General features: G+C 61.3%; 11 protein-coding genes. 7 read left to right on the top strand and 4 right to left on the bottom strand.

The window, feature by feature from the left end:
- The first annotated feature begins 53 nt into the window (after positions 1 to 53).
- Both alaS and ACEW8N_RS01295 read left to right on the top strand, forming a co-directional pair.
- A complete protein-coding gene (gene alaS, locus ACEW8N_RS01300) occupies positions 54 to 2,678 on the top strand; it encodes an alanine--tRNA ligase (RefSeq protein WP_373497981.1) in 2,625 nt (874 codons plus the stop codon).
- Between the two features lie 81 nt (positions 2,679 to 2,759).
- Positions 2,760 to 3,467: a flavodoxin family protein gene (locus ACEW8N_RS01295; protein WP_373497980.1), complete on the top strand. Its 708-nt coding sequence runs from the start codon at positions 2,760 to 2,762 to the stop codon at positions 3,465 to 3,467.
- A gap of 15 nt (positions 3,468 to 3,482) precedes the next feature.
- On the opposite strand, the gene ACEW8N_RS01290 is transcribed toward ACEW8N_RS01295, so the two are convergent.
- From ACEW8N_RS01290 to ACEW8N_RS01275, 4 genes are read right to left on the bottom strand one after another with little or no spacing between them, the layout of a single operon-like run.
- Entirely contained in the window at positions 3,483 to 5,390 is a 1,908-nt protein-coding gene (locus ACEW8N_RS01290; RefSeq protein ID WP_373497979.1) for a response regulator, read from the bottom strand.
- Positions 5,391 to 5,428: 38 nt separating this feature from the next.
- Positions 5,429 to 6,457, bottom strand: coding sequence for an ABC transporter substrate-binding protein (locus ACEW8N_RS01285; protein WP_373497978.1), 1,029 nt, complete (start codon positions 6,455 to 6,457; stop codon positions 5,429 to 5,431).
- Complete coding sequence (locus ACEW8N_RS01280) at positions 6,447 to 7,244, bottom strand: ABC transporter ATP-binding protein (protein WP_373497977.1); 798 nt, start codon at positions 7,242 to 7,244, stop codon at positions 6,447 to 6,449. The genes ACEW8N_RS01285 and ACEW8N_RS01280 overlap by 11 nt, the downstream gene beginning before the upstream one ends.
- Before the next feature lie 9 nt (positions 7,245 to 7,253).
- A complete protein-coding gene (locus ACEW8N_RS01275) occupies positions 7,254 to 8,090 on the bottom strand; it encodes an ABC transporter permease (protein WP_373497976.1) in 837 nt (278 codons plus the stop codon).
- Positions 8,091 to 8,474: 384 nt separating this feature from the next.
- Between ACEW8N_RS01275 and ACEW8N_RS01270 the strand changes: the two genes are divergently transcribed.
- The 5 genes from ACEW8N_RS01270 to ACEW8N_RS01250 form a co-directional block, all read left to right on the top strand.
- Positions 8,475 to 11,078, top strand: coding sequence for a methyl-accepting chemotaxis protein (locus tag ACEW8N_RS01270; RefSeq protein ID WP_373497975.1), 2,604 nt, complete (start codon positions 8,475 to 8,477; stop codon positions 11,076 to 11,078).
- A gap of 42 nt (positions 11,079 to 11,120) precedes the next feature.
- Complete coding sequence (locus ACEW8N_RS01265; protein WP_373497974.1) at positions 11,121 to 11,690, top strand: chemotaxis protein CheW; 570 nt, start codon at positions 11,121 to 11,123, stop codon at positions 11,688 to 11,690.
- A 3-nt stretch (positions 11,691 to 11,693) separates the two neighbouring features.
- Positions 11,694 to 12,065: a response regulator gene (locus tag ACEW8N_RS01260; protein ID WP_373497973.1), complete on the top strand. Its 372-nt coding sequence runs from the start codon at positions 11,694 to 11,696 to the stop codon at positions 12,063 to 12,065.
- A 41-nt stretch (positions 12,066 to 12,106) separates the two neighbouring features.
- On the top strand, positions 12,107 to 12,865 hold the full coding sequence (locus ACEW8N_RS01255) for a HAMP domain-containing protein (RefSeq protein WP_373497972.1): 759 nt from the start codon (positions 12,107 to 12,109) through the stop codon (positions 12,863 to 12,865).
- Positions 12,866 to 12,874: 9 nt separating this feature from the next.
- Positions 12,875 to 14,281 (top strand): Hpt domain-containing protein (locus tag ACEW8N_RS01250; protein ID WP_373497971.1); only part of this gene is annotated, 1,407 nt, incomplete at its 3' end.

The raw sequence follows: 14,281 nt of genomic DNA, 5'->3' as shown, positions 1-14,281 counted from the left end.
TCGTTTACGGAGCCGCCAAGATTCAGACGATAACACCGCGTACGGAGAGATCCATGACAGGCAACGACATCCGAAAACAATTCCTCGATTATTTCCAACGGTATGACCATCAGGTGGTGAGAAGCTCCTCCCTGGTGCCCCAGGACGACCCGACCCTTCTCTTTACCAATGCCGGCATGGTGCAGTTCAAACGAACCTTCCTGGGGGAAGAAAAGCGAGGGTACGTCCGGGCGGCGACGTCCCAGAAATGCGTTCGGGCCGGCGGGAAGCACAACGATCTGGAGAATGTGGGATACACCGCACGGCATCACACCTTTTTCGAGATGCTGGGCAATTTTTCGTTCGGGGACTATTTCAAGGAAAAAGCCATCGAGTTCGCCTGGGACCTCCTGACCAACGGATACGGACTCCCTGAAGACAAGCTCTGGGTCTCCATCTATCTGGATGACGACGAGGCATTCAACCTGTGGCGGACCATCGTCGGGGTGCCCGAAGACCGGATCGTCCGATTCGGAGAAAAAGACAATTTCTGGGCCATGGGGGACACCGGCCCCTGTGGCCCCTGCTCCGAGATTCATATCGATCGGGGGAGCCGTTTCGGCTGCAGCCCGGACTGCAGGCTCGGGTGCGAATGCGACCGGTACCTCGAAATCTGGAATCTCGTGTTCATGCAGTTCAACCGGGACGCAGGCGGCACCCTGACGCCCCTGCCCAAACCGAGTATCGACACCGGCATGGGCCTCGAACGGATCGTATCCATTCTTCAGAGCGCGCCGACCAATTATGACACGGACCTGATCCTGCCCATCATGCGGAAGGCCGAGGCCCTCTCCGAACATCCCATAGGCGAATCGGCCGAGGCGGATGTCGCCATGAAGGTCATCGCCGACCACAGCCGGGCCATGGCGTTTCTGATCGGCGACGGCGTGATGCCCGCAAACGAGGGCCGCGGGTACGTCCTCCGCCGGATCATGCGCCGGGCCATTCGCTACGGACGGAATCTGGGGCTGATGCGGCCCTTCCTCCACGAAACCGCCAGGGTCGTCTTCGACATCATGAGGCCGGCCTACCCGGAGCTCGCCGAGGCAGAGGCCTTTATCACCAACGTCATCCGGAACGAAGAGATCCGCTTTTCGGAAACCTTGGACAAGGGGCTTGCCCTGCTCAACGACACCCTCGCCGAAATGTCGGTGAAAAACCAGACGCAGGTGCCGGGGGATGTCATCTTCAAACTCTACGACACCTTCGGATTCCCGGTGGATATCGTCCGGGACGTGGTCCGGGACCGGAACATGACCCTGGACATGACGGCCTTTGATCGCCAGATGGCTGAGCAGCGGGAGAAATCCCGTTCCGTGGTCAGCTTTTCCCAGATCAGCGACGCCTACAAGAAGCTCTCGGCCGACGGCATCATCCCCAAATTCGTGGGCTACCATACCACCACCCATGACAGCGCGATCCTCCTGCTGGTCAAGGAGGGCAAGGCGGTCCAATCGGCAACGGCAGGCGACGCCATCGAAATGGTCGTCGGGGAGACCCCGTTTTACGGGGCCTCGGGCGGCCAGGTGGGCGATATCGGCAGGATCACGGCGGCGGGCTTCGAGATGACCGTGACCGACACGGTCAAGGACCCCACGGGGATCCTCATCCACAAGGGGACGGTGGAAAAGGGCGCCGTCCGCATCGGCGATACCGTCGGCCTGGCCGTGGACGAAGCCGCCCGGCGGGCCACGGCATGCAATCACACGGCCACCCATATCCTTCACGCCGCCCTGCGGGAAATCCTGGGCGACCATGTCAAGCAGGCGGGCTCCCTGGTCGCCCCCGACCGGCTCCGCTTCGACTTCACTCATTTTTCCCAGGTGGACGCCGACACCCTCGACCGAATCGAGGCCCGGGTGAACGAGCATATTCAAGAGAACGCCCCGGTGGAGATCGTTGAGATGGGGGCGGAGGAGGCTTTCAAGACCGGCGCCATGGCCCTGTTCGAGGAAAAATACGGCGACCGGGTCCGGGTCATCTCCCTCGACACCTTCAGCAAGGAGCTCTGCGGCGGCACCCATGCCCGCCTCACGGGAGATATCGGCTGCTTCAAGATCATCTCGGAATCGAGCATTGCCTCGGGTGTCCGAAGGATCGAGGCCACCTCCGGCCGGTCGGCGGTCCAGTTCATCCAGAAAATGGCCGGGACCCTCCGGGACGCTGCAGGGCTGCTGAAAGACAAGCCCGATGCCGTCGTTCAGAGAATCGAAAAGACGCTTTCGGACAACCGTGCCATGGAGCGGGAAATCGAGCAGCTCAAATCCAAGATGGCCACCATGTCCGTGGCCGGCATCGATGACGAGGTCCGCGAGATCAACGGCGTCAAGGTCCTGGCAAAACGCGTGGCGGCCGACAACCCCGGCTCGCTCCGGGACGCGGCGGACAAATTCAAGGACAGGCTCCGGTCCGGCATCGTTGTTCTGGGCAGCGCGGCAGACAACAAGGCCATGCTCATCGCCATTGTCTCCAAGGACCTCGCCGGCCGCTTCCATGCGGGAAAAATCATCAAGGAGACCGCAGCCATCGTCGGCGGCGGCGGCGGGGGAAGGCCCGACATGGCCCAGGCCGGCGGCACCCGGCCGGAAATGCTGGATGACGCCCTGGCATCGGTCTACGAGATCATCCAGAGGGGATAGCGGGCGATCAGGCCGCCGTCAAGGCCCATGGCCCGCCCCTGCGCGGATCACGACGATACCCCATCACAGAGGAGGAAGCCCATGAGGATCAGGATTCTTGGCATTTCGGGAAGCTCCCGGAAAGAGGACGTCTCCGGCACCTATAAACTCGTCTCCACCGTCCTCGAAAACACCGGCCTCGACTACGATATGATCTCCCTCAGGGGGAAGAATATCGGCGGCTGCATCGCCTGCCTGGGATGCGCAAAGGACAACGTCTGCAAGGTCAAAGACGACCTTCAGAGCCTCAGGGAGGAGATCGTGGCGGCCGACGCCTACGTCATCGGCGCCCCCAACTACTATTCCACCCTGAATGCGACGACCCATGCCTTTCTGGAGCGATGGTTCCAGTTCCGCCACCAGGAAGGGGATCTGCTCTGGGGAAAGCTGGGGGTGGCCGTCGGCGTGGGAGGGATGGACGGCCGTTTTCCGGCGGACGACATCGAAAAATTCTTCATGTACAACTTTATCGAGACCGTCGCCAAGGTTTCCGGGGAGGGCGCGGCCTCCTGCTATTTCTGCGGCTACGGGGATACCTGCAAGGTCGGCGTTCCCCACATGCGGTATGGTGAAGGCGTTAAAATCACGAAGGAGATGATCCCCGACGTCACGAAAGACTCGCTCCTGATGCAGGCGGCAGCGGATGCCGGAAAACTCCTGGGGTACCGCATGAGAAACAATCACCATCGCAAGACGGTGGCCCAGAAGATGCAGCAGCGGATGATGGAGATGCTCAAGAGTTCGGCATAGCCTCCCGGGGCGGCCTCATTCCCCCGGGCTCCCGGCCCGGGAAAATCGGACCATCTCCGATGCGATCTCCCGGATCCCCATGGAAGCGGTGATCAAGCCCGCGTCGAGAGCCGCTTCCAGGGGAAACGGGACGAGACAATCCCGGAGATCCTGGGAGAGAATCCGCCCGCCCCGCCGCCGGATCTCCCGGAGCCCTGAAAGAGACCCCGCCTCCGCCCCGGAGAGCAGGACCACCATGAGGCGTCCGCCGAAGGTTTCCGCGGCGGACGCAAGCAGTCCAACGGGCGGGCCGGAGCCCGGAATCTGGGCGTTCCCCTCGTATCCCCTCAGAACACAGCCCTCCCCATGGCGGTGCAGGCGAAGCACGGCATCACCGGAGGCCAGATAACAGCAGCCCTGAAGCATCGCCGTGCCGCTGCCGGAAGGCCTGACGTGGAGATGGCTGCGCCGGTCCAGATAATCGGCAAATGGCTCCCGGAAGGAAGGGGTCATGGTCTGCACCGCCACCAGCGCCCCCTTGAACGCGGCCGGCAGCAGCGGAAGGATCTTGACCAGCTCGGCATACCCGCCGGCGCCGGAACAGACAACGACAAGGCATTCCCGGGGCGTCAGGGGGGAGCCGCATGCCGCTTTTCCTGCAACGACCCCGGGGGGCTTTGCCCGCCGAAACCGCCCTGTCTCGGCCCGCGCGGCCCGGCGGACAGCCTGGATCAGACGCGCACGGACCGCGTCCGCTCCCCGGACCGGTTTCTGAACGTAGTCGACGGCGCCCAGCAGCAGAAAATCGAGGATGTTGGCGTCGCTCCCGTGGTCGATGGCGCTGACGATCACCACCGGGCAGGGGCTGCGGATCATGATGTGCTTCAGGGCGGTCGAACCGTTCATCACGGGCATGTTCACATCCAGGGTAATCAGATCCGGCCGGACCCGGTCGATCTCGGCCAGCGCCGCTTCGCCGTTCCGGGCGGTTCCCACCACGCGGATGGCCTCGTCCGAAGCGAGCATGTCCGTCAGGACCCGACACATCACGGCGGAATCATCCACGATGAGCACACGGACGGGAGGATGGGCCGTGAGGGGATGGGGGACTGCTTTTTCCGCGCCTTGGAAGGCCTCTATCCCCATCTCGCCGGGCAGCAGTTTCAGGCAATCCTCGGAGAGGTCCGGGGCATCCGGGTCCCCCCCTTCCTCCCGATCGAGGGGATTCGTTCCGGAGGCGGATGCAAGAGCTTCATCCATTTGCCTGTGGCCCTCCATGAGAAGGTACTGCCAGTTCTTGTCGATGGTGGTTTTGGGGACGGCCACATCCCCCAGGGTCTCGAAGCTGCCGCTCTGCCAGGAAAAAATCTCGTAAAAAGCGTTGAGTCCCTCCGTCTCGCCGCAATCGGCATGAATGATCTCTCCCTCTTCGATGAAGATCGTCCCGACGGTCCTGTTCTTGCGCACCTGGATGACGGTGCTGATCCCGGAAACGCAGCACATCTGGATCAGGTCGGACAGTTTGATGTTGGTCAGCCGGCCGGCAAAGCCCTGCTCCCCCCCGCCGGGCGCTGCAAGCTCCCCTGCGATCAGGGCCCTCAGGTCGGCTATCCGGATCGGTTTCTGAAACAGCCTGAGGCAGCCGGTTCTCCGGATCTCCTCCCGCAACTGGCGCGACGGGGACCCCGTCATCAGGATCACCTTGACGTGGGGCCAGCGCTCCCGGATTTTCGCAAGCAGGTCAAGGCCGGACATGGTGCGCATCTGAATGTCCGCAACCACCATGGGAAAATGGATCCGCTCCAGATAATCGATGGCCTCCTGAGCGTTTTTCGCGCAGACGACCTCGTACAGGTCCTGATCCGCTGACAGCCCGCGGCGGAGTAATTCGAGCATGGTGGTGTCATCGTCCACCAGCAGTATCTTTTGATCGGTGTAAGCCATAGGCCTCCTTCTTTTTTCCGGGGCCGGAAAAAAAAGCGTCAGTCGAAGATCTGCGCCAGCGTCGCGACCTCCTTCGCATCGACCATCCGGACAAAACGGTCGTCCACGAGGCCGCCCACGTCGCGGTTCCCGGAAAGGCCGAAACGGACCATCAGATCTGCGATCTCCTGGATTTCTTCCAGCCTGGGCAGGGCGTCTTCAAACCGGATGCGGCCCTCCGGGGTCCCGAGGGCATACTCCACCAGATCCGTCGGCTGGCGCCAGTAATGGGAGGCAATGGCCGCCGCCTCGCGGATATGGTGTTTCGCCCACAGCCCCGACCGGACCGCACCCGTGACCATCCGGCGGACCAGGTCCGGGGCCTCGTCAATCAGGGGCTTCCTGACGATCATGAGGTTGCAGATGAAGCCGGGCCACATCTCCTCGACGTAATGCACCCGGACGGCTTCTCCGCTTTTCAAGGTCTGGGCGGCAAAGGGCTCCCCGACGAAATAGGCGTCCAACCCCCCCGACGCCAGGGCGGATGCCATGTCCGGGGGGTTCATCTCCACCAGCCGGACCTCGCCGGAAAGCCCTCTTTCCGCCAATGCCTTCTGCAGGAGCAGGTAATGCCCGGAATAGCGTATGGGTACGGCGACCGTCCTTCCGGCAAGCTCTTCGATGGACCCGACCTTGAGGCCCCTTCGCGCCACCAACGTACTCTCATGGCGGTTGCCGATATAGACGACCCGGACATCCACCCCCTGCTGCTTCAGCACGATGGCGAGCGGGGCGATGATGAAGGCCGCCTGGATCTCGTTATTCCGGAGCGCCGCCGCCATCTCCGCAAAGGAGGCGAACTTGACGGCCTTGAACCGGACGCCGCTCCCCTCCCGGGTGGCGTAATCGAGGAGGGGGGCCGCCAGATTGGCGATGACCGGCATATATCCCATGGCGATGGTCCTGCGGCCGCCGCGGTCGACGTTCAAACGGAAATGGAAAACGGAGATGGCGACCAGCCAGCCCATCACGAGGAGGGTGATTCCCACGGGGCCCTTGAACCACACCAGACCGGGCTTACACCGCATAGTTCACCCCGAGCATCAGGAACACCTCGTTCCTGAGGTCGCTCAATTCCGGGCATTTCCGGAAATCCCTCGGACGCGGGAAGTCGAGTTTGCGGGCCAGCTTCACATGGGAGGGCCTTCCGCTCATCACCACGATCCGATCCCCCATGATGAGGGCGTCGTCGATGTCATGGGTGACCATGACGATGGTCTTCCCGATAAATTCGTGCATGGCCGTCACCTCCTCTCGCATTTTCATGTGGGTCAGAAAGTCGAGCCCCGTGAACGGCTCGTCCATGAACAGGGTCTCCGGATGGACCACCAGTGCCCTGGCCAGCTCGGCCCGGCGCAGCATCCCTCCGGAGAGCTGATGGGGGTAGCGGTCTTCAAACCCTTCGAGTTCCACCATCTCGATGTATTCCTGAATCCGGCAGGTCTGCTCGGCCCTGTCGGCCAGATGCCGGACACCCAGCCCGACGTTTTCCCGGACCGTCATCCACGGGAACAGGGCCGTGTGCTGGAACACGAAGATATGATGGGCGTTCGGCCCGTCGACCGCCCGGCCGTCGATGATGACGTCGCCGGCGTCACAGGTTTCAAAACCGGCGATGATCCGGAGCAGGGTCGATTTGCCGCAGCCGGATGGCCCCAGAATGCAGACCATTTCACCCTCATGGAACTCCAGGTGAATGTCATCCAGCACCGCGACCCGATCGCCCGCCGGGGTCTTCCCGTCTGCCCTGGCGCGCGGCATCGACCGTCGGTTGGTATACGCTTTTGAAACCCCTTTTACGACAATATGCCCCATGCCGGCCGCCTATCTCGACAAGGTGCCCCAAAGCACCGACTCCAGCCTCGAAAGCCTCATCATCAGGCTGTCCAGACACATGCCGATCAGGCCGATCACGATCATGCCGTCCATCACATAATCCATGCGCAGGGCATTGCGGGAGTCCAGGATCAAAAAACCCAGCCCCGATGTGACGGCGATCATTTCCGCGGCCACGACCACGAGCCAGGCAATGGTGACGGAGATGCGCAGCGCCGTCAGGATATCGGGCAGCATGGCGGGGAGGATGATCCGGGTCAGGACCTCCCGCCGGGAAAAATTGAAATTGGCGGCCACCCGGAAATAGACCGGATTGATGGCGGCGGCGGCGGCCGCGGTAGAAACCGCGAGGGGGAAAAAGCTTGCGAGAAAAATCAGAAAAATCGCCGGCGGGTCCCCGATGCCGAGCCAGAGCATGGCAAGGGGAATCCATGCCAGGGGCGAGATGGGCCGTAAAAACTGGATGACGGGGTTGAAAAAAATGGCGGCCGGTTTCCATCGCCCCAGCACAATCCCCAATGGAATGCCCGCAAGCATCGCAAGATAAAAGCCGACCGTGACACGAAACAGACTCGCGACGACGTGTCTTGCCAGGGTCCCGCTCTCCAGGAGTTCCACCATGGCCGCAGCCACGGCGACTGGCCCTGGAAACACCTGCGTGCTCCATCCGCTGAAACGGGCGGTCAGGTGCCACAGGATGATCAGCACCATAAACGGGGAGATTCTGCACAGGCAATGGGTGCATGCCGCTTTCACCTCCGCCGGAATGATCCCGTCGCGCCTCTTGTTGACGAGACGGCTCCAGACTAAGTTGATGACCTCCATCGTCTTTTCCTTTTGTTGGGTGCGTCGTTGCCGTGATCTCTACATAACATATTTTATATCATTTTCAATACATCAAATAATATTTTTTATATGCTTTACAACAACTTATTGATATATCTATTTTTTCATTGGACTTAAATTTTTATTTTTTCTTGACATCCACCTGCTTTCTAATTATCCTGCCTTCACTCTCCGATCACCATGCACGGAAACGGATAAACCGCCGGAAAATACAGGCGCCTTGTCCGACATGATTTTGTTCATCTCGTTGAAAAAAATGGAGGACTCCCCTTCACCCCCGATCCAGCGCTCAACCAACTGAAAAGCCGATCAAGAAACTGTTTTTGCATATAACAATCCAATTAAACGGGAGGACGGAAGATAATGTTTAAAAAGATGAAGCTCCGAAGCAGACTCTTGGCCATCGGTTGTATCCTGACCCTTGTTCCGCTGGTCTTTATCAGCATTGCGACCTTCATTCAGTTCCAGACAACGATGAAGGTTTCCGAAAAAGAGAGCCTCAGGCTGGCCTACAGCGACCTCGACCACATCGCCAACGGGGTCTACAGCATGATTCAGACCCAGCAGGAAATCCTCGAACAATCCGTCCGGAACGCCCTTTCCGTCACCCGGGAACTCATCACCCAGGCCGGCGGAATCTCCGTCGGCCATGCCCTCGTTTCCTGGAACGCCGCCGACCAGATCTCCCAGAACCGGACCCAGATGGATCTGCCGCGGATGATGGTGGGCACCACATGGCTGGGCCAGGTCCGGGATATCCAGACGGAAGTCCCCATCGTGGACAGGGTGCGCGACCTTCTCGGGGTGAACTGCAGCATTTTTCAACGGACCAACGCGGCCGGAGACATGATCCGTGTCGCCAGCAACACCGTCACCGAAAACGGCGAGCGGGGCCTGGGCACCCTCGTCTCCCATGTCAACCCCGACGGAAAACCCAATCCGGTCATTGCGGCGGTGCTGAAGGGCCAGACCTTCACGGGCAGGGCCTTTGCGGTGGGCAAATGGTATATCGCCGCCTACGAGGCGATATACGATGCCAACAAGGAGGTCACGGGAATGATCGCGGTGGGCATCCCCCAGGAGAGCGCACAGGAACTCAGAAAAGCCGTCATGGAAACCCAGGTGGGCGACACCGGGTACATCTATGTCCTCGACAGCTCTGGCAGCTATGTCATCTCCCAGGACGGCAAGCGGGATGGTGAGAACCTATGGGAGGCCAAGGATTCGGACGGCCGCCATTTCATTCAGAGCATCGTGAAGAAAGCCCTGGCGCTGAAAGGAAGGGAAATCGCCGAAGAATATTATCCCTGGAAAAACCCCGGAGACCCCGTCGCCCGGAAGAAGATCGCCCGGATCATGTACTATCCCGAATGGGACTGGATCATCGGCGTGGGTTCCTATGAGGAGGAATTTCTGGAAGGGCCTCATCAGATCGCCGCCATGGGGCAGAAAAGCAACAGGATGCTTGCCGGCGTGGCAGCCCTCTCCTTCCTGGCGTCGCTGGTCGTATGGTACGTCACCTCCCGGGGCATCGCCAATCCCATCGTCGAGATCGCCGGGATCGTCCGCCGGATCGCCGTCGACCGGGATCTGACCCTCGAAGTGCCCGTCCGGAGGCAGGACGAGATCGGGCAGATGGCCCTGGAGTTCAACAACATGACACGAGAACTGCGCGGCGCCTTCGGCATCGTCTCCTCGGCCGCGACAAACGTTGACGGCCAGGCCGGCGAGGTCTTCCAGCGCGCGTCGGCCAACCGGAGCCGGGCTGAAAACGAGGAGAAGCGCGTTCTCCAGATTCAGCAGACGGTCCAGGATATGGGCGGGACCGCCGGCGAGGTCAAATCCGCGGCTCAGGCCCAGAAGGAAGCGGCCCTGGCATCGAACCGCCGGATCGCGGAACTGGTCAGGAGCATGGAGACCATCACCGAAGCATCCAAAACCCAGAACCTGGAAGCCGATACGGCCGCTGCCCGCGTGGTGGACATGGGCGAAACAGGCGGCCGGGTCGTGGAAACGGCCCAGAAACAGGGCGTCCAGGTCGAAGGCGTCACCAGTGCCATGAGCCGGATCGCCCGGGCGGTGGATGAAATGACCCAGGCGACCCTTCAGTCCCTCGAACACGGCAAGCAGGTCCTGAGCGCCGCCCGCGAAGGGGCCGATTCTGTCAACGCCACCGTCGAGGGTATGCGCGCCATTGCCGAATCCTCGGACCAGATCTCCGAGATCATCTCCGTGATCACTGAAATTGCGGAGCAGACCAACCTCCTTGCGCTGAACGCCGCCATCGAGGCGGCCCGGGCCGGCGCCCACGGCAAGGGGTTTGCGGTCGTCGCGGACGAAGTGGGAAAGCTGGCCCAGCGGTCTTCCGAAGCGGCCAAGGAGATCACTCAGCTCATCAAAGACTCGAGCGCCCGCGTCTCGGAAGGCAACAGCCTGACCGATCAATCCCAGCTCGCCCTGAAAAAAATCGCCGAGGGCGGCGAGATCAACATGCGCGCCATCGAGCAGATCTCCAGCATGACCCGGGTCCTTGCGGACAATACCCATGAGGTCAATACCATGGTAGCGGACCTGAACGCCCTGGCCAAAGACATCCAGGGGATGGCCGGCCAGCAGGGTGCCCGGCGGGAGGCGGCCCAGAAGGCCCTTGCCGAACTCGTCCAGCAGTCGGTCGCCATCGCCAAACTGGTGGCGGAGGCCACTCAGGCGGCCAACGCCATCAACCAGGAGATGGAGGGCATCACCCAGCGGACCGAGAATGTTGAGGCGCTGACCACCATCCAGGCGGGCCGCTCCAAGACCCTGATCGACGCCACCACCGAATCGGCCCACGCCGCCAGACAGACCCTGAGCGGGGCCGGCCAGGTCGTCGGCATCACCGAGGAACTCAGGCAGCTTTCGGCCGCGCTGAACCAGCAGGTGGCCCAGTTCAAAATCGGTGGTCACAACGGCGGCGCCAGGGTTTGACGGCGCCCGAAAACCCCAGGGAACAACACCAGAGAGGCGGATATGGACCAGAACTACACCAGAGGGTCGGAAAAAATGGAAAAGGATGAGGTCGCCCAGCTGGTCGGCTTTAAAATCGGAAAGGAGCATTTCGGGGTCGATATCCTGATGGTTCAGGAGATCATCCGGTCGGCGCCGATTACCCCGGTTCCCAATTCCCCGGAATTCGTGGAGGGGGTCATCAACCTCCGCGGCAGCATCATTCCGGTCATCGAACTTCGGAAGCGCCTCAACCTCTACCGCCCGGCCGAACATCAGGGGAAAGACTGGATTCTCATTGTCGATGTCGATTCCCGGGTCACCGGATTCATCGTCGACTCGGTGACCAAGGTCATGAAAATCCAGAAAAACAGCATCGAACCCCCGCCGGATATCATCGTGGCGGGACTGAAAAGCCAGTACATCGAGGGGGTGTGCGAAATCGGAAACGGGCTCTTGATCCTGCTCGATTTCAGCCGCATCCTGCAGATTGACGAAATCCGGAAATTGAAGGAATTCAGCCAGGATGAACCCTCCTTTCCGCCGTCATACCGGATGCGAAGGATGGCGGCGGCATCCCCTGCGGGGTTATGAAGCATGGAGAAAGGGATTCAGATGGGAAAACGGGTGTTGATTGTGGATGATTCTTCGATCATGAGGAAAATGATCCGCAAAACGATCGAGTCCGAAAACCATACCATCGTCGGTGAAGCCAAAAGCGGCGACGAGGCCGTCGCGCTTTACGCCGCCCTGAAGCCGGACCTGGTGACCATGGACGTCACCATGCGGGAGGTGGACGGCTTTGCCGCCGCAAGGGCGATCCTGAGCGGCGATCCCAACGCCAGGATCATTTTTCTATCCAACCTGGATGAAGAAAAATACAGCCGGACGGCGATGGCGATCGGAGCAAAAGGCTATGTCAACAAACACCGGTCGAGGGAGATCCTCCCGCTGATCGAGGACGCCTGAAGGCCCGGGGGTACTCTCCGACGGCATGCGGACAGGGATTTATGAACCGTCTTTTCAGAGAAACCTGCATCTCCATACGCACGTCCGTGCTCATTTGTTTCATTCTGATGATCGCAGCCATGATCCTCCCCGCGGTCCAATGCGCATACCACCTGGGCGGCCATGACGGGGAAGGCGGAAAAGCTCGGCTCACGGGCACGGACACGGCCCCGGGGGATGCCCACGGGACCGGCCCGGACAACCGGGACCGCCCGGACGCAAGGATCACGGACATCCGCAATCAGCTCTTCATGGGCGTCCTGGCGGCCCTGGCCTGTGCCATCGGGGTCTTCCTTTTTTTGATGAAAACCGTCGTCGTACCCGTCCGCCGGCTGGCCGACGGGACCCGTATCCTGGCCGACGGCCGGCTGGATGTCGCCGTGCCTCCGGGGCCCCGGAACGACATCGGCCGGATCGGCTTCGCGGTCAACGAACTGGCCGTCAACCTGCAGGAGGTCCTGCTCCATGCCTGGAACCATACGATCCGCGTCACGGCGCTCCTGGGTCCGATCAGCGAAACGCTTTCGGACAATCCTCCCCACGGTCCGCCCCGGGGCGTCGACAAGAATGTCGAGGATATCCTGCTGGAAATTAAGGAGTTGCAAACGCTGATCCGGGCATTCGATTTTTTTGACATTCAGATCGAAGACGGCAGGATCCTGGCCGCCGAACTCCGCGACAGTCATCGCCCCGATGAGGGCCGCCCCATGATCGGCCGTGAGGCGCGGCCGATGAACTGGGACCTCGAGAATTCAAATTAGGAGATTTTCATGACAGACGCATCCCTCCTTCAGGATTTCATAGCGGAAACGGTGGAACACCTGGAATCGCTGGAAAACAACCTTCTGGAACTGGAAGCGGCCCCGGAGAACCGATCGCTTCTGCACGAAATCTTCAGGTCCGTTCATACCATCAAAGGCGCCTCCGAATATCTGGGCATGGCGCGCATCGCCCGGCTCTCCCACACGATGGAAAGCCTTCTGGAGATGCTTCGGCACGGCGGCCGCGCTCCCGATCAATCCCTGATCGATGTCATCATCGATGCCCGGGACCGCATGACATCGCTCGTGCGGGATATCGAGCGGGAACAGGCGGAGAAAACGCCGATCGAGGATCTGATCCACCGCATGGCTGCCCTGAAAGAGCCCTCCGCCCCCGGGTGCCGCCTCGATGAAGGACGGCGACGGGAATTCCCGAAACCGGAACCCCTCCCGGAGGCGCTCTTTCCCGAACTCTCGTTCATGGATGATGCGGCCGGCCGCTTCCCGTGCATCCTCCACCATGAGGATGCTTCCGCAACCGGAACGGAAATCGAGAACGAATCTCCCCCGCCCGCCCTCGAAACCTCTTTCAATCCCCGTTCGGACGCATGCCCCGAAACGGCTCCCGCAGACTGCGAGGAGGAATACGACACGGAGCTATTTGACATCTTCCTCCAGCATCTCCAGGAAAATCTTTCCCTGATTCTTCAAAAAATCGATGGCGCCGGGCCGTCATCGAGCGCCGCGGACATCCTCAGGGAATGCCTGCCGGCGGTGGAGGCGCTGCTCTCATCCGCCAACTATATGGACTACGACAACGTCACAAAGATTCACGGGGCATGGGGGAACCAGATCCAAAAGGCGGTCACCGCCCTGGATGCCGATATTCCCGTTTCGTTTGAAACCCCCGACGGGACCGTATCGGACCCCATTTTCGGCATGAAAGCCTATGTCGGCTCCCTGGTCTGCCAGTTCCCCCGATTATCCGGCCTCATGGCGGGACGGACCGCCCCTTGCCCATATGGCATCCCCGCCGAAACCTCGGAGCCGCCGGCCCAACCGCCCCCATCTGAACCGATGCCGGCCCGGGAAGCCACCGCGGCGATACCGACCCATCCTCCCTCCGGGGAGAAGATGGCGGCGCCGGCCTCGGACTTTCAGGGCCTGTTCGACGAACTGGAAAGCGTCTTCGACGCTCCGATCCCTGAAGCGGGGGATGCCTTCGATCTTGAAACCCTGCTGGAAACGGAACAGGGGGAAACGGAAGCGCGGCTCGCGGCCCTGTCAATCGTCCCACCGCAGCCGCCCAGATCCTCCACGGGCTTGATACGCCTGGCATCGGCCCAAAGGGGGGAGGGCCGTGCGGCCGATGCGGACGGAAGCCCGGGCGTTTCGGCGCAGGCCGGCGGCGGCCCC

The organism is Desulfococcus sp. (genome assembly GCF_041737845.1).
Taxonomy (GTDB): domain Bacteria; phylum Desulfobacterota; class Desulfobacteria; order Desulfobacterales; family Desulfococcaceae; genus Desulfococcus.
Note: the sequence above shows the minus strand (reverse complement) of the source record. Positions and strands in the feature narration are given on the sequence as shown.